This is a genomic window from Microbacterium sp. NPDC056234 (assembly GCF_042267585.1).
Taxonomy (GTDB): Bacteria; Actinomycetota; Actinomycetes; order Actinomycetales; family Microbacteriaceae; genus Microbacterium.
The window spans coordinates 69,987-90,722 of the sequence record NZ_JBHJTE010000007.1 but is presented as its reverse complement, the minus strand read 5'-3'; the positions used below and the strand labels follow the sequence as shown (position 1 = coordinate 90,722).

Annotated in this window: 16 protein-coding genes and 1 tRNA gene; 3 read left to right on the top strand and 14 right to left on the bottom strand. The window is 68.8% G+C overall.

Going from position 1 to position 20,736, the window contains the following annotated elements; translation table 11 throughout:
• Nucleotides 1–260: 260 nt before the first annotated feature.
• The 7 genes from rplA to ACFCYE_RS17295 all read right to left on the bottom strand — a co-directional run bounded on the left by rplA (nt 261) and on the right by ACFCYE_RS17295 (nt 4,351).
• A complete protein-coding gene (rplA, locus tag ACFCYE_RS17325; protein ID WP_376180736.1) occupies nt 261–950 on the bottom strand; it encodes a 50S ribosomal protein L1 in 690 nt (229 codons plus the stop codon).
• Nucleotides 951–961: 11 nt separating this feature from the next.
• Entirely contained in the window at nt 962–1,393 is a 432-nt protein-coding gene (rplK, locus tag ACFCYE_RS17320; protein ID WP_376180735.1) for a 50S ribosomal protein L11, read from the bottom strand.
• A 141-nt stretch (nt 1,394–1,534) separates the two neighbouring features.
• A complete protein-coding gene (locus ACFCYE_RS17315; RefSeq protein WP_376180734.1) occupies nt 1,535–2,218 on the bottom strand; it encodes a helix-turn-helix transcriptional regulator in 684 nt (227 codons plus the stop codon).
• Nucleotides 2,219–2,325: 107 nt separating this feature from the next.
• On the bottom strand, nt 2,326–2,439 hold the full coding sequence (locus ACFCYE_RS17310; RefSeq protein ID WP_376180737.1) for a hypothetical protein: 114 nt from the start codon (nt 2,437–2,439) through the stop codon (nt 2,326–2,328).
• A 468-nt stretch (nt 2,440–2,907) separates the two neighbouring features.
• A complete protein-coding gene (gene nusG / locus ACFCYE_RS17305; protein WP_376180732.1) occupies nt 2,908–3,927 on the bottom strand; it encodes a transcription termination/antitermination protein NusG in 1,020 nt (339 codons plus the stop codon).
• Nucleotides 3,928–3,974: 47 nt separating this feature from the next.
• Nucleotides 3,975–4,238 carry a preprotein translocase subunit SecE gene (secE, locus tag ACFCYE_RS17300; protein WP_376180731.1) on the bottom strand — a complete coding sequence of 88 codons (264 nt, stop codon included), beginning with the start codon at nt 4,236–4,238 and terminating at the stop codon, nt 3,975–3,977.
• A gap of 40 nt (nt 4,239–4,278) precedes the next feature.
• Nucleotides 4,279–4,351, bottom strand: a tRNA-Trp gene (locus ACFCYE_RS17295).
• A gap of 154 nt (nt 4,352–4,505) precedes the next feature.
• Here ACFCYE_RS17295 and ACFCYE_RS17290 point away from each other — a divergent pair.
• Both ACFCYE_RS17290 and ACFCYE_RS17285 read left to right on the top strand, forming a co-directional pair.
• On the top strand, nt 4,506–6,323 hold the full coding sequence (locus ACFCYE_RS17290; RefSeq protein ID WP_376180730.1) for an HSP90 family protein: 1,818 nt from the start codon (nt 4,506–4,508) through the stop codon (nt 6,321–6,323).
• A 24-nt stretch (nt 6,324–6,347) separates the two neighbouring features.
• Nucleotides 6,348–9,146 carry a hypothetical protein gene (locus ACFCYE_RS17285; protein ID WP_376180729.1) on the top strand — a complete coding sequence of 933 codons (2,799 nt, stop codon included), beginning with the start codon at nt 6,348–6,350 and terminating at the stop codon, nt 9,144–9,146.
• Nucleotides 9,147–9,204: 58 nt separating this feature from the next.
• Here ACFCYE_RS17285 and poxB read toward each other — a convergent pair whose 3' ends face one another.
• The 7 genes from poxB to gabT form a co-directional block, all read right to left on the bottom strand.
• Complete coding sequence (gene poxB, locus ACFCYE_RS17280) at nt 9,205–10,929, bottom strand: ubiquinone-dependent pyruvate dehydrogenase (RefSeq protein ID WP_376180727.1); 1,725 nt, start codon at nt 10,927–10,929, stop codon at nt 9,205–9,207.
• Between the two features lie 43 nt (nt 10,930–10,972).
• Nucleotides 10,973–12,334: an aldehyde dehydrogenase family protein gene (locus tag ACFCYE_RS17275; RefSeq protein WP_376180725.1), complete on the bottom strand. Its 1,362-nt coding sequence runs from the start codon at nt 12,332–12,334 to the stop codon at nt 10,973–10,975.
• A gap of 22 nt (nt 12,335–12,356) precedes the next feature.
• On the bottom strand, nt 12,357–13,832 hold the full coding sequence (locus tag ACFCYE_RS17270) for an NAD-dependent succinate-semialdehyde dehydrogenase (protein WP_376180724.1): 1,476 nt from the start codon (nt 13,830–13,832) through the stop codon (nt 12,357–12,359).
• Nucleotides 13,833–13,861: 29 nt separating this feature from the next.
• Complete coding sequence (locus tag ACFCYE_RS17265) at nt 13,862–15,406, bottom strand: APC family permease (RefSeq protein WP_376180723.1); 1,545 nt, start codon at nt 15,404–15,406, stop codon at nt 13,862–13,864.
• Nucleotides 15,406–16,290, bottom strand: a complete 885-nt coding sequence (locus ACFCYE_RS17260; RefSeq protein WP_376180721.1) for a universal stress protein — start codon at nt 16,288–16,290, stop codon at nt 15,406–15,408. The genes ACFCYE_RS17265 and ACFCYE_RS17260 overlap by 1 nt, the downstream gene beginning before the upstream one ends.
• On the bottom strand, nt 16,290–17,666 hold the full coding sequence (locus ACFCYE_RS17255; RefSeq protein WP_376180719.1) for a flavin monoamine oxidase family protein: 1,377 nt from the start codon (nt 17,664–17,666) through the stop codon (nt 16,290–16,292). Before ACFCYE_RS17255 ends, ACFCYE_RS17260 begins: the two co-directional genes overlap by 1 nt.
• Nucleotides 17,667–17,770: 104 nt before the next feature.
• A complete protein-coding gene (gabT, locus tag ACFCYE_RS17250) occupies nt 17,771–19,132 on the bottom strand; it encodes a 4-aminobutyrate--2-oxoglutarate transaminase (protein WP_376180717.1) in 1,362 nt (453 codons plus the stop codon).
• 91 nt (nt 19,133–19,223) lie between these two features.
• Here gabT and ACFCYE_RS17245 point away from each other — a divergent pair, with 91 nt between their 5' ends.
• Entirely contained in the window at nt 19,224–20,705 is a 1,482-nt protein-coding gene (locus tag ACFCYE_RS17245; protein ID WP_376180715.1) for a PucR family transcriptional regulator, read from the top strand.
• The last annotated feature ends 31 nt before the right edge of the window (nt 20,706–20,736 follow it).

The window sequence follows — 20,736 nt, the reverse complement described above, 5'->3', positions numbered from 1 at the left end:
CTCTCAAGAGAGAGAAGGAATCGGGGGTGGTTCTCCACTTGAGGGGGGTGAGGCACTCGGCCTTTCCGCTTCCCTGTGGGGCGAACAAGTAATAACTTACGCGGGATCCGGGGGTCGGGCAAATCTGGGCGATCCCATGGCGTGTCGCGCCGGATTCCGGGGGCCCGCGGCATCCGTCCTCGCCTTCATCGCCGGCATCCAGGAGTACGACGAAGGGCCCCCGCCGGAGCGGAGGCCCTTCGAAGATGCGAGTCGTCGACTCAGATGGCGTTGACGTCCAGCGGGATGCCGGGGCCGAACGTGGTCGACACCGCACCCTTCTGGATGTAGCGGCCCTTCGAGCTCGACGGCTTCAGACGCACGATCTCCTCGAGCGCTGCATCGATGTTCTCGTTGAGCTGCTCGGTGGTGAAGGACGCCTTGCCGACGACGAAGTGCACGTTGGCGTGCTTGTCGACGCGGAACTCGATCTTTCCGCCCTTGATCTCCTCGACGGCCTTCGCCGGGTTCGGCGTCACCGTTCCGGTCTTCGGGTTCGGCATCAGGCCACGCGGACCCAGCACCTTGCCCAGTCGACCGACCTGGCCCATGAGCTCAGGGGTGGAGACGGCCGCATCGAAGTTGGTCCAGCCGTCGGCGACCTTCTGAATGAGCTCGGCGCCGCCGACCTCATCCGCGCCGGCCGCGATCGCAGCCTCGGCCGCGGGGCCGGTGGCGAACACGATGACGCGGGCGGTCTTTCCGGTGCCGTGCGGCAGGATGACGGTGCCGCGCACCATCTGGTCGGCCTTGCGCGGGTCGACCGCGAGCTTCAGCGCGACCTCGACGGTCGAGTCGAACTTCGCAGAGCCGGTCTCCTTGGCCAGGGCGACGGCCTCAGCGGGAGTGTAGAAACGGTCTGCCTCGATCTTCTCGACGGCAGCCTTGTAAGCCTTGGACTTGGTAGCCATGATTATTCTCCTCAGCCCTCGACCGTGATGCCCATGGAACGGGCGGTGCCGGCGATGATCTTCGAGGCGGCCTCGATGTCGTTCGCGTTGAGATCAGCCTGCTTGGTCTCGGCGATCTGACGGACCTGGTCCTTCGTGATCTTGCCGACCTTGACCGTGTGCGGCGTGGACGAGCCCTTCTGAAGGCCTGCGGCCTTCTTGATGAGCTCCGCGGCCGGCGGGGTCTTCAGGATGAACGTGAAGCTGCGGTCCTCGTAGACGGTGATCTCCACGGGGATGACGTTGCCGCGCTGCGACTCGGTCGCGGCGTTGTACGCCTTGCAGAACTCCATGATGTTGACGCCATGCTGACCGAGCGCGGGGCCGATCGGCGGCGCCGGGTTGGCTGCACCGGCGTTGATCTGAAGCTTGATCAGGCCGGTCACCTTCTTCTTCGGTGCCATTCTCTTTCCTTTCATCGAATCGGATGCCTGAGCATCCGCTTCTCCCACAGACCCGGCATCTCCGGGCTGTGGTCGCCTGCGCGCACGCCGAAAGCGGCACACAAACCAGCCAAGTCTACCTGATCGGATCGAGTGCTGCGCTCACACGATGTCCGCCGGGTAAAGCGCGACGATCCGCTCCCCCAGCGCCCGCAGCGCTGCGCGCACCTCGGGCGGTTCGACTGCTTCGGCGGCACCGGCCCAGCCCGCCAGCTGCTCGGCCAGCGCGTCGATGGCGTGCGCACTCACCTCCACGCGGGCTGCGCCTTCGGCATCCGGATCCAGCATCCTGGCCTGAGCGCCGAAGCGATCGCACAGAGCGCGCACGGCCCAGTGCTGCACGACGACCACGGCGCGCACCGTCCCACGCATCTCTTCGACGCGCTGGACCACATCCGCCCACGCGCGACCGCTGTCGAAGTCGTCAGGAGGTCCTCCCCGAGAAGACAGGGTCCGCAGGGCGCGGATTCGGTCGAGGCGGTACGTGCGCACACGCGTGAGGTCGGCGATTCCGTCCTCGAGCGGCGGGGCCGCGAGCAGATACCACGTCGGTCCGCGGCTGCCGACGACGAGCGGGACGATGTCGATCTCCGACCGGCCGCGCTGTCCGTCGTACTCGATGCGCACCTGCCGCGTGCGAGCGATCGCTCGTTGGAGCTCCGCGCGGTCGGTCGCCGCCGCGTGATCATCCGCCTCTCCCCATGGCATGTCCCTGACGGTCGCCGCCGCCACGCGCAGCGCACCGTCGCGGAACGACTCCGGCACCGCACGAACGAGTTTGCGCACCGCGGCGACGCGCTCGGAGTCGGATCCGGTGCTCTGAGCGATCGCAACCAGCAGAGCGGTCGCCTCACCCTCCGTGAGTCCGGTCAGGTCGGTGCGCGCGCCGCCGATCAGACGCCACCCGCCGCCTCGTCCTCGTGTCGGGTAGAGGGGATGCCGGACATCGCCAGGGCCTCGAGGTCCCGGCGTGCGGTGGGCACGGAGATTTCGAGCTCGGCCGCCAGTTCGGCAGCGGTGATCTGCGGGCGCCCCTGAAGAAGAAGCAGCGCCTGGATCAGGCGATCGGTTGTTACACCGCGGTGTTCGATGCGACGCCCTCTTTCGTCCGCCCCGAACAGGGCCCCGCGCAGTACGCCGAATGGCGGTTCGGCGACGACGAAGACGAATTCGCGCTCATGGACGCGCGCTTCCGCCCCGCGCTCTCACAACCGGGGGGCGCGCTGATCAGCATGCATGTCGACGACATCCAGGTGAGCGTCGATCGACTCATCGGACTCGGTGCGACCGTGTTCGATCCGATCACCCAGCGCGGAGAGGGCTGGTGGTCTGCATCGGTCAGCGACCCGTTCGGCAATCTGCTCGGGCTGATCCAGAGCCCGCACTGGGCGGCGCAGCACGCCGGCTGACCGGCATCCTGTCCTCAAACGAGAACGGCCGCCCCGAAAGGGACGGCCGTTCTGCTGAGACGAATGTCAGAGCATCTTCGTGACCTGGTCGAACGACAGCTCGACCGGGGTCTCGCGCTCGAAGAGGGAGACGAGCACGGTGAGCTTGCCGCTCTCCGGCTTGATCTCGCTGATCGAACCGGGAAGACCCGCGAACGAGCCCTCCTTGATCGTGATGGTCTCGCCGATCTCGAAGTCGACCTCTGCGGCGACCGGACGGGCCACGGCGACGCCGCCCTTGGACTGGACGTTCTTCGCGGTCGGGATGTCCTTGACCTCGACGAGGGACTTCAGCATGTTGAAGGCCTCTTCGAAGCGCAGCGGTGTCGGGTTGTGAGCGTTGCCCACGAAGCCGGTGACACCGGGCGTGTGGCGAACGACCGACCAGGTGTCCTCGTTGAGCTCCATCCGCACCAGCACGTAGCCGGGGATGCGCACTCGGGTGACCATCTTGCGCTGGCCGTTCTTGATCTCGACGACGTCCTCCATCGGGACCTCGACCTGGTAGATGTCGTCCTCGACCTCGAGCGTCGACTTGCGCTGCTCGATGTTGGCCTTCACCTTGCGCTCGAACCCGGCGTAGGAGTGGATCACGTACCACTTGCCAGGCAGCATGCGCAGGTCCAGACGGAACTCCTCGTAAGGGTCCGCCTCCTCGTCGCCGTCGACGGCCGCGCCGTCCTCGTCGCCGTTCACGTCGGGGCCGTCGTAGGGAGCGACCTCTTCGGCTTCGGCCGCCTCACGGTCGGCCACTTCTTCGGCCACCGAGTCGTTGATGACCTCGGCTGCTGCCTCTGATTCGGCTGCTTCATCCAAGTTGAGAGCGTCGTTCACGATCGCGTCCGCCTCCGGGTCGTCGATGTCGATGTCGTCATCCGTGTCGTCGTCCTCCTGGTCATCGCCCTCGACATGCAGGGCGACATGCTCGGCTGGAACGACGGAGGCCTCCTGCGCGGAGAGGACGTTGCCCTCCTGGGCTTCGTCGTCCTCGCTGGACTGCTCCGCTGCGGTCGCCCAGTCGGCGTCGTCGGAATATCGTTCAGACACGTTGTTTCTTTCCATTCACTGCGGCGCGAACCGCGGGATTGGGGCTCTTACTGCGGAACCCCGAAGACCTGAGCCGTCAGCCACGAGAAGGCGGTGTCCAGGCCGTAGACGAAGGCCATGACGATCACCACGAAGACGAGGACCACACCGGTGAACTTGAACAGCTCCTTGCGCGTCGGTGTGACGACCTTGCGGAGCTCGCCGATGACCTGACGGAAGAACAGCGCGATACGGCCGAAGAAGCCGAGTTTCTTGACACTCGCTGCGCCGCCTGCCGCGACGACTTCGCCGCGCGGTTCGTCCTGATCCATCCTGAATGTACCTTTCGTGTGCCAGCGTGGCGCTGACGCGCAGGGCGGACAGGAATCGAACCTGCAACCTGCGGTTTTGGAGACCGCTGCTCTGCCAATTGAGCTACCGCCCTAGAGACCGTATGGCCCCTGGATCCGCATCGCTTCTGCACCCGTGGGCACGGCGAAACAATGCAGACAACTGCCTCACCAGTGTAGGGCATCCGGCGGGCCCCGGCGAACCGACCCCCGCCTGTTAGGCTCGTCAGTCGGTCGAGGGAGGGCGCTTTGCACGGGGACATCCAGCAGTTCCAGGTCGATCTGCGGGGTGTCGTGGATCTGCTGAGCAGGCACATCTACTCGAGCCCTCGAGTGTATCTGCGCGAGCTCCTCCAGAACGCCAGGGATGCCATCACGGCGCGCTCCGAGGTCGATGGCGCCGGCGGCACGATCCGCATCACGCCGCTCACCGAGGCATCCGGCGAGTTCGTTGTGCGCGACGACGGCGTCGGCCTGAACGCGACCGAGGTCGCGGAGCTCCTGGCGACCGTCGGGCGCAGCTCCAAGCGCGACATCTTCGATCTTCCGCGCAGCGACTATCTCGGCCAGTTCGGGATCGGCCTGCTCAGCTGCTTCATGGTCGCCGACACCATCGTGATCCGCTCGCGCAGCGCGCGCGGCGGCGCGAGTGTGGAATGGACCGGCAGTTCGGACGGCACCTTCCAGGTCGCCGAGCTCGACGAAGACCTTCCGATCGGCACGAGCGTGCACCTGATTCCGCGCTTCGATGCGGACGATCTGCTGCGCCCCGCCGCCGTGCGCGAACTGGCGACCGTGTTCGGCGAGTTCCTTCCGGTGCGCGTGGTGCTGGAGACCTCTGCCGGCGATGAGGAGATCACACGTCCGGCTCCGTTCCTGGATGCCAGGAGCGACCCGGATGCCGCGGTGCAGTACGGCAGGGATCTGCTCGGCGCGTCTCCGCTGGATGCGATCGAGCTGACGGAGCCCGCCACCGGAACCCGCGGCCTCGCCTACGTGCTGCCTTTCGCGCCTCCTCCCGGCTCCCGCCAGGCGACGCGCATGTACCTGGGCCGGATGCTGCTGTCCGAGCGCGCCGACGATGTCCTGCCCGAATGGGCGTTCTTCGTGAGAGCCGTCATCGACTCGACCGGTCTCGCGCCGACGGCGAGCCGCGAATCGCTCGTCGAGGACGCCGCGCTGGAGCGGGTCAGAGAGCAGCTCGGAGCCGGCATCCGGCGCTGGATCCTCGAGCTCGGCCTGCGCGAACCGCACCGCCTGGCCCAGTTCGTCGCGATCCACGAGGTCGGACTCAAATCCCTCGTCCGTCACGACGACGAGCTCGCGGCGTTCATCACCCGCTGGCTGACGGTCGAGACCACGCACGGGAGCATGCGCATCGGCGACCTCGTCGAGCGGTTCGGGCACCTGCGATACGCGGAGACCGTCGACGAGTTCCGTCAGGTCGCCGGCATCTCCCCGAGCGCAGAGGTGCTGGTCAACGGCGGGTATCTCTACGACGCCGACCTCGTCCGCCTGATCCCGGACCTGTACCCGCACGTGACGGTCGAGAAGGTCGACGTCACCGGCGAGCTCGACCGCCTGGATCCGCCGCCGCTGGACGATCGCGCAGCCGCCGTCGCGCTGGAGGATCGGGCCGGCGTCGTGCTCGCGGCATCCGACTGCTCCGTCGTCGTGCGATCGATCGACCAGTCCGCGCTGCCCGGCCTGTACGTCGCCGACCCCGAGGTGCTGCGTTCGGCGGATCGCAACCGGACGAAGGGCATCACCGGAGCACTGTGGGGCGGTGTGCTCGCCCGCATCGACGACACGCTCTCGGTCGGCAGGGAGGAGGATCTGCGCGCGCGCCTGTGCCTGAACTGGTCCAACCGCGTCGTCCGTTCGCTGACGGGGGTCCATGACGAGGCCGTCTTCTCCCGCACCGTCCAGCTGCTCTACATCCAGGCGCTGCTGGCCGGCCACCACCCCCTCTCCGATGCCGATCGCACGCTCATGACCACCGCACTCGCGGACCTCGTCTCGCTCTCCGCCGGCCTCGACGTCGACACGATCGACGACGCCCGCTGAACGCCGCACCGCAGAAGGATTCCCATGGCACGTCCCAAGAAGCAGTTCCAGCAGCTCCTCGAGGAGATCGATCGCACACCATGGGGCCCCGCTGAGCAGTCCCTGGTGGCGCAGGCGGTGGCACTGGCCCAGGAGATCGGCGACGATCGCCTCGAATACCAGATCCGGATGCGCCAGACCGCCTCGGCGAACATGGGCGGCGCGACCGACGTGATGCTGAACTCGTTCGCCTGGTGCCTGGCTCACCACGACGCCGACCCGAACCGCTTCCCGGCTGATATCGACAACGGCGGCGCCGATCTGATGTGGCAGTTCAAGTGGATGGCCTCGGCGCTGCGCTCGTCCCCCGCGTTCTCGCAGGACCAGATCACCGCCGTGCTCGACGACATGGAGGCGCATTACCGCCAGGCCGGACTCGGCATGAGCGGTGTGCTCACGGCGCGTTTCGAGGATGCCTGGGAGGCCGGGCGCATCGAGGATGCCGAGAAGCTGCGCGTGCAGTTGGAGGCCACTCCGCGCGACGAGCACAGCCACTGCGATGCCTGCAGTCGCAGCCAGATCGCCGGCTTCTTCGTGGACACGGATCGCGATGCGGAGGCCATCCGCCTCGTCGAGGAGATGATCGAGGGCGGCTTCTCCTGCGGCGAGGAGCCCGAGCACGCTCTCTCCCGCGTGCTGCTGCCGTACCTGCGCGCGGGGCGCCTCGATGAGGCCAAGACCGCGCATCTGCGCAGCTACCGTCTTGCCAAGGACAACGCCGACAACCTCACGATCGTCGCGAACAACATCGTCTTCTGCGCCGTGAGCGGCAACGAGGCCCGCGCCCTTTCGCTCGTGGAACGCCACCTGCCCTGGCTCGCGCACGACGGCCTGAACGTGGATGCCCACTTCACCGCTCTCGGCGCATTCGCGTTCGCGTTGGATCGCGTCACGGCCGCAGGGCACGGCGAGACGCCTGTGCGCGGCGCGGAGAGCGCCGCCCTGCTGCCGTTCTTCGGCCCGCACGAAGGTGTCTGGTCGGCTGCCGCGCTGTCCGCCGCCTGCTGGGCGGCCGCACAGCGCATCGGCGAGGACTTCGACGCGCGCGACGGCGGCGACGCTCACGCCGAGCGCCTGCGCCGGCTCCGCGGGCTCGCCGACACGAGCTTCGAGGTCCCGATCCGTTCGGATGCCTTCGTCGAGCCCGTCTCAGCCGCGTTCCCCGCTGACGCCGAGGCCTGGTTCGACCGCGTGGTCGAGCTGGCCGACTACGGCGCGGAGGCCGAGACGCTGGCGGCTCTGACGCATGCCTTCGGCGTGACGGATGCCGAGAAGCTGGCGCGTCTGCACTCCGTGCGCGTCGCGGTCCTCGTCGCCGGCGACCGGCTGGAGGAGGCGAGGTCCGCGCTGCCCGACCGCATCGCGGCGCTGCGCACCGCCGGCGACGGCATTCAGGCCGACCTCGAGGAGCGCCTCCAGCTGGCGACTTTCGGGGACGCCGCACCGGATGCCGTCGCCGCGCTCGAGCGCGAGCTGGCCGATGACTCGGCGTTGCCGCCCCGGTCGCGCGGCGACCTCGCGATCAGCCGCGCCTCGCTGCATCTGAAGGCCGAGGAGTACGACGCCGCGCTCGATCTCGCCGAACGCGCGCACCGCGGATTCGCCGAGGCGGACGATACGCGTCAGGTGCACTCCACGAGTCTGCTGGCCGTGTTCGCACTGCTGCAGAGCGAACGCCTCGAGCGCGCACTCGGGCATCTCGACCGCCTCTTGGCGGAGCAGAGCCTCGGCGAGGGGCATCGCGCTCGAGCCCTCGAGATCCGTGCGCGCATCCGCGGCGGCCAGGGCAACTTCGCCGCAGGTGCGACGGACGCGGATGAGACGTGCCGTCTGCTCGCCGGGCTGGGCGCAGACGGGGCCCTGGCCGCGACTCACCTGCTCGCCGGTGCACTCTGGGAGGACGCAGGTGACGCCGACAAGGCTGTGACCCGCTACCGGACCGCCGCTCACCTCGTCGGACGCGAGGGCGGCGACCTGTCCGGCATCGACTTCCGCCTCGCTCGAGCCATGCTCTCAGCGGGCGACGCCGCTGAAGCGGCCGAGCTGTTCGGAGACGTGCTGCGCCGCGAGGAGGAAGCCGAGGTCCCGGACGGATCGCGCGCCATGACGGTCATGATGCTCGCTCGCTCGCTGGCCGCGTCCGGAGAGTTCGGTCAGGCCGTCGGCGCGTTCGGCTACGGCGCCGAGTTGTTCGGCGCCGCTGAGGAGGGTCCTGATCAGGCCATGGCCCTCTGCGAGCAGGCGAAGATCCTCGCGCGCTTCGACGAGCACGAGGACGCGATCGCGCTGCTGGAGAGCGCCGCGGAGATCATCCGCCGGAGTCCGGACGCTGTCGGCGCGCTCAGCGATGTGCTGCACAACCTCGGGCAGGCATACGCGGGGCAGCAGGACGAGCGCGCGTTCGGCCTGTTCGACGAGGTCGCCGTGCTCGCGACGCAGCACGATGCCGGTTGGCTGCTCGCGGACGTCACCGACTCACGGGCTCGCGCCTTCGCGAGCATGGGCCGCGTCGATGAGGCGGTGGCTGCGGCCCTCACCGCCGCGGACGGATTCGTCGCGCTCGGCGATGCCGGAGCAGCAGGAGGCTCAGAGCTGTTCGCCGCGCGTGTGCTCGCAGGAAGCGAGCGAGGCGAGGATGCCGCTGCGATCTACCGCACCGTGATCGAGCACGCGGTCGAGATCCCGCCGCTGCGCCAGGTCGCCGCGCTCGAACTCGGCGACGTGCTCGAGGCGCTCGGACGCGTCGCCGAAGCAGCGGAGGCACGCGCGATCGCGGAGGCGTGACGCTCCCCCGCCTCCCGCATTGCCATCGATGCGCGCCGACCCCGGCGGAGACGGACGCTCAGAACAGCTGGCGCCAGTTCGCGCGGGCGAGGTCGAGCAGTTCGTCTCCACGCCCTGACATGACGGTGCGGATCGCGTAGAGCGCGAAGCCCTTGACCTGCGCCGCCTCGATCGCGGGCGGCATCGACAGCTCCTGACGCTCTGTGACGACGTCCAATAGCGCAGGTCCGTCGTGTGCGAGAACCTCGCGCACGGCATCCTCCAGCTCGTCGCTGCGTTCCACCCGGCGCGCGAAGATCCCCATCGCCTCAGCGATCGCGGCGAAACTCGGATTGACCAGCTCCGTGCCGTAGGTCACGAATCCCGCGGCCTTCATCTCAAGCTCGACGAAATTCAACGAGGAGTTGTTCACGACGATCGTCTTCACGGGCAGGTGGTTCTGTGTCAGCGTGATGAGCTCTCCGAGCATCATCGAGAGCCCGCCATCGCCGGCGAGGGCGATGACCGGGCGGTCGGGATGCGCGACCTGCGCGCCGATGCCGTGCAGCAGCGCGTTGGCCATCGATCCGTGCGTGAACGACCCGATGAGGCGCCTGTTCTCGGTCATGGTCAGGTACCGGGCGGCCCACACCGTCGGAGAACCGACATCCGCGGTGAAGATCGCATCGTCGCCCGCCTGCTCGTTCACCAACCGCGCGAGATACTGCGGATGGATCGGATTCGCCCCCTTGGACGGCACAGCGAGCTCGTCGAGCTTCGCTCGTGTCCTGCGGTAGTGCTCGACGGCGTCGTCGAGGTGGCCGCGGTCGGTGTTCTCCGCCAGGCGCGGAAGCAGCGCATCGACGGTCGCACGGACGTCGCCGACGAGACCGAGATCGAGCGGGTGCCGTTTGCCGAGCTGCGAGCCGCGGATGTCGACCTGGATCGTCGTGGCGTCGTCCGGATAGAACTGCGTGTACGGGAAGTCGCTGCCGAGCACGAGAAGGGTGTCCGCGGCCTCCATCGCCCGGTAGCCGGAGGCGAATCCGAGCAGACCGGTCATCCCGACATCGAACGGGTTGTCGTACTCGATGAACTCCTTGCCGCGCAGCGCGTGCACGATCGGAGCGCCCAGCCGGTCGGCGAGCGCGATCACCTCGTCATGGGCGCCCTCGACGCCCGCCCCGGCGAGGATCGTGACCCGCTTCGAGGCGTTCAGCAGGGTCGCAGCCCGCTCGAGTTCTGCGCCGCCGGGCACGATGACGGGCCGGGCGCGTTCGATGACCGTCGCCCGGTCGTCCTCGATCTGCGCCAGCGCCACATCACCGGGGATGACGAGCACTGCGACACCTCGTCGCTCGATGGCCGCGCGCATCGCGACCTCCAGCAACCGAGGCATCTGGCGCGGGTCCGCGACGTACTCGACGTAGACGCTGCACTCGCGGAACAGCTCCTGGGGGTGCGTCTCCTGGAAGTAACCGGTGCCGATCTCCGTTGTCGGGATGTGCGCGGCTATCGCCAGCACGGGCACGCGCGAGCGATTGGCGTCGTAGAGGCCGTTGATGAGGTGCAGGTTCCCCGGACCGCAGGACCCTGCGACCACGGCGAGCTCCCCCGTGGTCGCGGCATCCGCTGCCGCCGCGAAGGCGGCTGTCTCCTCGTGGCGCACGTGCACCCAGCGGATCGAGCCGTCCTTGCGCAGGGCATCAGTGAAGCCGTTCAGGGAGTCCCCGGGGATGCCGTACACACGGTCGATCCCGTTGGCGTGCAGAGACTTGACGATGTTCGCAGCGACAGTGGCCATGAGTCCGACCCTACGCCGCTCAGGACGGCGCAGGGTCGTGCGCTCAGGCGACGCGGATGAGCTTCTTGTTCACGAACTCGTCGGCCGCGAGCAGGCCCAGCTCGCGCGACGTGCCGCTGCGCTTCACGCCGCCGAACGGCAGCTCGGGGCTGTCCGCCAGCACGAGGTTGACATAGACCATGCCCGCCTCGATCCCGTTCGCGACGCGTTCGGCCTGCTCGGGATCCGTCGTGAACACGTAGGAGCCGAGGCCGAACGCGGTGTCGTTCGCGAGCGCGACCGCTGCATCCTCGTCGGCGACGCGGTAGACGACGCCGGCCGGTCCGAACAGCTCCTCGCGGTAGACGTCCATGTCGTCCGTCACGTCGGCGAGCAGGGTCGGTGCGAAGAACGCTCCCTCGCGCGTACCGCCCGTCAGCACGGTCGCGCCCTGCGCCACCGCGGTGTCGATCTGCTCCTGCAGTCGCTCGGCTGCCGCGACGGAGGACAACGGGCCGAGGACGGTCTCCTCCAGGGTGGGATCCTCGGCCTTCACGGCTGCCAGCGCCGCCGTGAACTTCGCGGCGAACTCGTCGTAGTGCTCGTCGACGACGATGAAGCGCTTCGCGCCGTTGCAGGCCTGACCGTTGTTGTCGATGCGCGCATCGACCGCCGCCTGCACCACGGCATCCATGTCGTCCGTCGAGAGCACGATGAACGGGTCCGATCCGCCCAGCTCCAGCGCCACCTTCTTCAGATTGCGTCCGGCGACCTCCGCCACCGCGGCGCCGGCCCGTTCGGAGCCGGTGACCGAGACGCCCTGCACCCGGCGATCCGCGACGATCGTCGCGGCCTGGTCGTTCGAGGCGTACACGTTCACGTAGCCGCCGTCCGGCAGGCCGGCATCCCCGTAGATCTTCTCGAGGAACGCCGCCGACTCCGGGCACTGCGGCGCGTGCTTGAGGATGATCGTGTTGCCGACCGCGAGGTTGGGAGCGGCGAAGCGCGCCACCTGATACGCCGGGAAATTCCACGGCATGATGCCGAAGAGCGCACCCAGCGGCGCACGGCGGATGACCGCGGTGCCATCGCCCAGGATGTCCAGCGGCTGATCGGCGGTGATGCGCTCGATGTTGTCGGCATAGAACTCGACGATGTCGGCGGCGAAGTCCACCTCGCCGACGGCGGCGGCCACGGGCTTGCCCATCTCGCGGACGATGATCGCCGCGAGCTCGTCTCGACGCTCGCGGTGCAGTTCGGCGATGCGGCGGATGACGACGGCTCGTTCGGCCGGCGCTGTCGCGCCCCAGGTCTTCGCTGCGGCGGCGGCGCGCGCCACGGCATCCTCGACCTGCGCGTCCGTCGCGGTGTCGTACTCGGCGACGGTCTGCCCCGTGGCGGGGTTGATGACGGCGTACTCGGTCATGATGCGTCCTTTCGGGAAGTCGTCAGTTCGGGATCAGGGTGTACTTCGTGGACAGGTACTCGTGGATGCCCTCGAGACCGCCCTCGCGGCCGACACCCGACTGCTTGACGCCACCGAACGGAGCGGCGGCGTTCGAGACGACGCCGACGTTCAGGCCCATCATGCCCGTGTCGAGCGCGTCGATCATCCGGTGCCCCCTGGCGAGGTCCTCGGTGAACACGTACGAGACGAGGCCGTACTCGGTGTCGTTGGCGAGACGGACGGCCTCCTCCTCCGAGTCGAACGTCGCGATCGCCAGCACGGGGCCGAAGATCTCCTCCCGGAGGATGTCGCTGCCCGCGGCCACGTCGGTGATCACGGTCGGCTCGTAGAAGGTGCCTGCGCCCTCGACCGCGTTGCCCCCGGCGAGGACGCGCGCTCCGCGGGAGACCGCGTCGCCGACGAGTTCGGATGCCTTGGCGACGGCGTTCTCATCGATGAGCGGGCCGATCGCGACGCCCTCCTCGGTGCCGCGGCCGATCTTCATGGCCTTGACGCGCTCGGCCACGCGGTCGGCGAACTCCTCGGCGATGGCCGAGTGCACGATGAAGCGGTTCGCGGCCGTGCAGGCCTGACCGATGTTGCGGAATTTCGCGGCCATCGCCCCGTCGACCGCCTTGTCGAGGTCGGCATCGTCGAAGACGACGAACGGCGCGTTGCCGCCGAGTTCCATCGAGACCCTGAGCACGCCATCGGCGGCCTGCGCGATGAGCTTGCGGCCGACCTCGGTCGACCCGGTGAACGACAGCTTGCGCAGCCGCGGGTCGGCGATGATCGGTGCGGACACCTTCGACGACGAGGTCGTCTGCACCACGTTCACGACGCCGGCGGGCAGCCCGGCTTCCTCCAGCAGCTTCGTGAAGAACATCGTGGTGAGCGGGGTCAGCGCCGGCGGCTTGATGACGACCGTGCAACCCGCGGCGAGCGCCGGCGCGATCTTGCGCGTGGCCATCGCGAACGGGAAGTTCCACGGGGTGACGAAGAACGACGGACCCACCGGACGCTGCGAGACGACCATACGGCCGGTGCCCTCCGGATTGATGCCGTAACGGCCGGAGATGCGCACGGCCTCCTCGCTGAACCACCGCAGGAACTCGCCGCCGTAGACGACCTCTCCTCTGGCCTCGGCGAGCGGCTTGCCCATCTCGAGCGTCATCAGCAGCGCCAGGTCCTCCTTGTGCACCTGCACCAGGTCGAAGGCGCGGCGCAGGATGTCGCTGCGGGTGCGAGGGGCCGTCGAGGCCCAGGCCTCCTGCGCGGCGACCGCGGCATCCAGAGCGCGGATGCCGTCCTCCGGCGTCGCGTCGGCGATCGAGCGGATCACGGCGTTGGTCGCCGGATCGTGCACGTCGAACGTGCGCCCGCCGGTGGCATCCTGCCATTTTCCGTCGATGTACAGGCCGGTGGGGACGCTGTCCAGCAGCGCCTGCTCGTTCGGGGCGAGGGAAGCGGTCATCATCATCTCTCTTTCATCAGTCATGGGTCGGGTCAGCGGCGACGCAGGCTCGGGGGAGCATCCATCGTGAGCGTCTGCCCGCGGAAGAAGGCCGGACGACGGATCGCGTTCCAGATCATGATCACGATGCCGACGCCGATGATGCTCACGCCCAGCACGAACACGAGGCCGATTCCGCCGAGGCTGGATCCGCTGCCGTAGTCGGGGTCGATCGAGTCGACCAGCGTCGTCACGAACAGCACCGCGAGGATCAAACCGCCCACGAGCGGGAACAACAGCGTGAAGAAGAAGGTGCGTGCGGAGTCGAACCACTGCTTGCGGAAGTACCACACGCACGCGAACGCAGTGAGGCCGTAGTAGAAGCAGATCATCATGCCCAGCGAGAGGATCGTGTCGGTGAGGACGTTCTCGCTCACAAGGCGCATCACGGCGTAGAAGACGCTGGCCACCACGGCCGAGACGATCGTGGCGTAGCCGGGGGTGAAGAACCGCGGGCTGACCCGGGCGAACTTCTTCGGAAGGGCGCCGTAGTGCCCCATCGCCAGCAGCGTCCTCGCGGGGCCGACGGCCGTGGACTGCAGGGACGCGGCCGAGCTCGACAGCACGGCGAGCGAGACGAGGAACGCGAGCGGGCCGAGCACGGGGTCGGAGAGCGCGAAGAACACGTTCGCCGAGATCCCCTCATTCGCCAGCCCCAACTCCCCCGTGCCGACACCCGCGAACATCATGAGACCGATCGAGATCAGCAGGTACAGGCTCACGACCACCAGGACCGTGACCACGGCTGCGCGGCCAGGCGTCTTCTCGGGGTTCTTGGTCTCCTCGTTCATGGTGAGCACGACGTCCCAGCCCCAGAAGATGAAGATCGACAGCGAGAGCCCGGCTGCGAACGCGCTGAAGGTCGGCACCTCGAGCGGATTGAACCACGACCACGAGAAGGCGGTGGGATCCGGCGCATCGCCCTGTACGGCCTTGACGATCGCGACCACCGCGAACACCACGAGGACGGCGACCTGGAAGCCGACCAGGACGTACTGGAACTTCTGCGTGGTCTGCATGTCGCGGTACGACACGAGGGTCGCCCCCAGCATGAACAGCAGGCAGACGACCACATTGATGATCGGGTCGAAAGCGAGATCCGCGATACCCGGGTTGCCCGTGAGCTGCGAGATCAGCAGGAACAGGAACTCCACCGCGATGCCGGCGAGGTTCGACAGCACGATGACCGTCGCGGCGATCAGGCCCCAACCGGTCATCCAGCCGATCCACGGCCCGAACGCGCGAACGCCCCACGTGAACGACGTGCCCGAATCCGGCATCACCCGGTTGAGCTCGCGATAGCCGAACGCGGTCAGCAGCATCGGGATGAAACCGACCAGGATGATCGCGGGCACCTGGGTGCCGACCTCGGCGACGGTGGGCCCGAGCGAGGCGGTGAGCGTATAGGCCGGGGCGATCGTGGAGACGCCGATGACGACCGCGCCGATCACGCCGACCGCGCCCGCCCGCAGACCCTTCTGCGAGATCCCGGTCGTCACGGTGGATTCGGGCCCCATCGCCCGATCGGTGCTGGTCATCAGCGATCTCCTGCTTCGGCGCGGGTGCGCGGTACGACGATCATGGGAACGGGCAGTTCGTGCAGCATCTTCGCCGCGGTCGACCCGAGGAACAGCCGCCGCGGTTGCGCGAGGCGGGACGAGCCGACGAGGATGACCTCGCCGGGCAGCCAGGAGAGGTGTGCCACGGCATCCTCGACGCTGTCGCCGGCGGCCTGCTCGATCGTGGTCGAGAGGTCGGCGGGGACGGCGGCAGCCGCCTTCTCGAGCACGGATTCCGCATGTCCGTCCTGGACGATGCGGATCGCAGCGGTGTCGAGCCCCGGGGGCACATCGAACGACATCAGCGACACCAGTCGCAGCGGGACTCCCGCATCGGTCGCGACGGATGCCGCCTCGCCCAGAAGAGCATCCGCGCCAGGACGGATGCCGATGGCCGCGGTCACCCGAGGAACGACGTGATCATCCTGCTGGGCGAAGCCCGCTGGTGCCAGCGCGACCGGGATCGTCGACGAGTGCAGCAGCTCTGAGGCGACGCTGCCCAGGCGATGCCGCCCGAACAGCGCACCACCGGCGGCGCCGACCACGATCACGCGGGCGTCGAACTCCTCGCCGGCGGCCACGAGCCCCGAGGCGAACGACTCGGCGAAGCGCACATGGCCGGTGCGGGTGAGGTCGGACGGCAGCGTCGACGCGGCATCCGAGAGCCACTGCCTCGCCTGCGCCCTGATGTGATCGGCGTAGGCGCGCTCCGGAGCGACGGCGGCGTTGCGAGTGCCCTCGTTGGGCAGCACCATCACCAGGTGCACGCGTGCACCGAGGCTCTGCGCCAGACGGGCACCGAGGGCCGCGGCATCCGCACCGGAGTCCGTCGCGGTGTAGCCGACGACGATCGAGCCGGCCATCAGCCGACCTCGCTCGCGGTGATGCGGCTGGCGTCGACGATGTTCGAGGCGACCAGGTGGCCCATGCGGATGGCGCCGTCGACGTGCTGGTATCCGGCTCCGGCCATGTCGCTGCTGGCGAAGTGGATGGGCCCGACAGCCGTCCGCAGGTCGGCGCCGTAGCGGTGCAGTCCGCCGAGGTCGAAGCTGGCGGCGTAGGCGCCGCGGGTCCACTCCTCGCTGCCCCAGTCGCTCTCGTAGTAGACGATCGGATTCTTCGCGGCCGGCCCGTAGTAGTGCGACAGCGATTCGAGGATGCGCTCCCTGCGCTCCTCCGCCGACAGCTCGAACACGCCGTCCGCGTTGCGGTCGGAGACGAACCCGACCAGCGTGCCCCGCTCGTCGTCGTGATTCGTGTTGTCGTACGCCTCGTGCGACAGCTCGTACGGGCTGAAGGCCGTGCCGCTCAGCCCGTCCTCCCGCCAGAACGGGCGATCGTAGACGGCGTGCACCTTGATGACGAAGCCCATCGAGATGTGCTGATGCATCTGGTGCTGGCGGCGCGGCAGCGGTGGGACGAACGAGATGCGACTGTACAGGACGGGTGCGTGCGCGAGGATCGCGAACCGCGCCCGCACGGTGTGCTCGTCGGTCGTCGCGACGACCCCGGAGGCGCCCCATTCGAGGCCGCGCACCGGCTGGTTCAGCAGCACGTCGTCGCCGAGGCGCTCGGCGAGCAGCTGCGGCACCTGCTGCAGTCCGCCGACGACCCGCTTGTCGAGGATGAAGTCCGCATCGACGAGATGCGAGTACGAACCGGCGGATGCCGCCATGAGCAGCGACTGCAGCAGAGAGAAGGCATGCGTCGGCTTGGTGAGCATGGCCGAGCCCGTCGCGAAGGCGAGGTTGCGCACCGCCTCGTCGTCATCGGTCTGCGCGCGCAGCCACGCGTCCCAGGAGATCTCATCCCACTCCTGCGCGTTCGGATGCTCCCACGGGCGGTCGGGGTCGATCTCGGCGACCATCGCGTCCAGACGCTCGGTGATGTCGGCGATGACGCGCTCGGTCTCGGCGGACACCGGGAACATCTCGCCGGTGAATCGATGGGCGACGCCGTCCGGGCCGACGTAGACGCTGTCGCCGTCGCGGTACCGGCTGAACGTCTCGAGCCCCAGCTCGGCGATCGTCTCGATCAGCGCGTCCTGGTCGGGCGAGACCCACTGGCCGCCGATCTCCAGCATGGCGCCGTCGATCACATCGGTCCACAGGCGCCCGCCGACGCGGTCGCGCGCCTCGAGGACGGCGACGGACAGCCCTGCCTTGCGCAGGTCGTTGGCCGCCGTGAGTCCGGCGGCTCCGGCGCCGATGACGACGACGTCGCGTGAGATCTCAGCCATGGGTGCAGCTCCTTCGTTGCTGGTGCTCGGGTGCTTCGTGAGGGATGCGGCGCAAGTGCCGGCCGCAGCTCGAAATCCCCCGATCCGAGCCGCGACCGGACGTTCTAGGCTGCCGCGAGCGCCTCGGCGATGATGTCGAGGCCCTCGTTCAGCAGGTCGTCGCCGATCGCGAGCGGCGGGAGGAAGCGGATCACGTTGCCGTACGTGCCGCAGGTGAGGACGATGACGCCCTTCGCGATCGCCGCCTTCGCGACGGCGGCGGTGAGCGCGGCATCGGGAGCCTTCGTCGCCGGGTCGACGAATTCGGCGGCGATCATCGCGCCGTGTCCGCGGATGTCGCCGACGCGCGGATCGCTCTGCTGGATCTCGGCGAGACGGGACTTCAGGACGTCGCCGATCTGCCTGGCGCGTTCGATCACACCGTCGTTCTCGAAGATGTCGATGGCGGCGAGCGCTGCGGCGCACGCGATCGGGTTTCCCCCGTAGGTGCCGCCGAGGCCGCCGGCGTGCGAGGCATCCATGATGTCCGCCCTGCCGGTGACCGCCGCAAGCGGAAGACCACCGGCGATGCCCTTGGCAGTGGTGATCAGGTCGGGCTCTATGCCGAACAGCTCGCTGGCGAACATCGCGCCGGTGCGCGCGAAACCGGTCTGGACCTCATCGGCGATGAACACGACCCCGTTGGCACGGCACCAGTCGACGATCGCCGGGAGGAAGCCGTCGGCCGGCACGATGAAGCCGCCCTCGCCCTGGATCGGCTCGATGATGACCGCAGCGAGGTTGTCGGCACCGATCTGCTTCTCCAGCTGGCTGATCGCGCGGGCCGCGGCATCCGCTCCGCTGAGTCCGTCGCGGAACGGGTACGAGGCGCTCGCGCGGTACACCTCGGGGGCGAACGGACCGAATCCGCTCTTGTACGGCATCGCCTTGGCGGTCAGCGCCATGGTGAGGTTGGTACGGCCGTGGTAACCGTGGTCGAAGGCCACGACGGCATGCCGGCCGGTGTGCTTGCGTGCGATCTTGATCGCGTTCTCGACGGCCTCGGCGCCGGAGTTGAACAGCGCGCTCTTCTTGGCGAAGTCGCCGGGGGTGAGGCGGTTGAGCGCCTCGGCGACGGCGACGTACGACTCGTACGGCGAGATCATGAAGCACGTGTGCGTGAACTGCGCCGCCTGCGCGGCGACCGCCGCGGCGATCTTCGGATGCGCGTTGCCCACCGTGGTGACGGCGATGCCGCTGCCGAGGTCGATCAGCGAGTTGCCGTCGGCGTCGACGACGACGCCTCCGCCGGCTGCGACGGCCGCGACAGGGATGGTGTGACCGACGCCGGCCGGCACGGCATCCGCCTTGCGCGCCAGCAGCTCGGTCGAGCGGGGGCCGGGGAGCTCGGTGACGAGTCGGCGCTCCTGCGGGAGGTCAGGGCCGCCGAGAGGAGGGGCAACGGGTGCGGTGTCGAGAAGTGCCATGCCGCGAGCGTAGGCTTCCCGGCGCAGCGGGCGCACTCGCCCGTCTGTACAATCTGTCTGAGGCTTTCGCCAGCACGTATAGGAGAAGGACGTGGACCAGCCGACACTGCGGGCGCTCCTGCGCCGCGCCGACCTCGGGCTGCGTCTCGTCTCCGATGAGCAGATGCTGCCCGACGGCGCTCTGGATCTGCCACTGCGCTGGGTGCACTCGTCAGACCTCGTCGATCCGACGCCGTTCCTCGCCGATGAGCTGGCGCTGCTCACCACCGGCGCGCAGTTCGACGATGACGACGGCATCCGCGCGTACGTCAGACGCCTGCACGAACGCGGGGTCGTGGGTCTCGGCTTCGGAACCGAGGTGCATCGCTCCGGCATCCCCGACGAATTGATCGCCGCCTGCCTGGACCTGCGGATGCCGTTGTTCGAGGTGCCGTACGACACACCGTTCATCGCGGTGGCCCGCGCGCACTCCGAGGCGATCGCCGCACAGGCCTACGCCCGCCGGACCTGGGCGCTGGACACGCAGCGCGCCCTCGCCGTGGCCGCGCTGCGTCCGCGCGGGCTGTTCGCGACGCTGTCCGAGCTCGCGAAACGCCTCGAGCGCTGGGTGGGCATGTTCGATGCCGCCGGCGTCCTCGTGCACGAGCATCCGCAGGGGCGGCTGTCGTCGGAGGATGCGGCATCGCTCGCGGAACGGGCGACCGACCTGATCGCGCGCGGGGGCCAGGCGGGGCAGTCCCTCACGCGGGGCGCGCAGTCGTACACGCTCTTCACCCTCGGGCGCAGCGGGCACCTGCGCGGAGTGATCGCCATCGCGACGGCGTCGCTGGATGCCGAAGCTCGCGCCGTCGTCACCTCGGTGATCGCGATGGCCGGCCTGGCACTCGAGCAGAACGAGCAGTTCGCGCGCAGTCGACGTCGCCTGCGGTCGCAGGTGCTCGCGTCGCTCCTGCTCGATGATCCGACCCTGGCGCGAAGAGTGCTCGGCTCGCTTCCGCACACCCCGATGGTGGTCGCCGTCGCCGACGCGGATGCCCCGGTCGAGGCGCTCGAGGAATGGTGGGAGCGGCAGCGCACCGACGCCGGAACCGCCGTGTTCGGCGCCGCGTCGGAGGACGGCATCGTGATGTGCGTGTCCGCTGCGGATACCGCGCTCTTCGACGAGATCGCCGAACGCTTCGGCATCCGGATCGGAGTGTCAGGTGCCGAGGGGTACTCGGCGTTCTCGCGTGCGCACGCCCAGGCCACCGCGGCGCTGCGTCACGGCGGCTCCGGCGCCGTGCGGTACGAGGACACCATCGCGTCGAGCATCCTGTCGGCGTTCGCGACCGACGAGGCGCGGCTGGTCGCCGAGTCGCGGCTGGCCCCGCTGCGCGCGCACGACGGTCTGGAGGAGGCCCTGCGGGTCTGGCTCCAGCACGACGCGCGGTTCGAGCAGGCCGCCGTGGCCCTCGGGATCCACCGGCACACCCTGCGCGCACGGATCGCACAGGCGTCCGCGCTGCTCGGCACGGACCTGTCGTCGTTTCCGGCGCGCGCCGAGCTCTGGGCCGCGCTGCAGACCGCGCGCTGAGGAGCGCAGGTTCGCGACGTCTGGTTCTGCG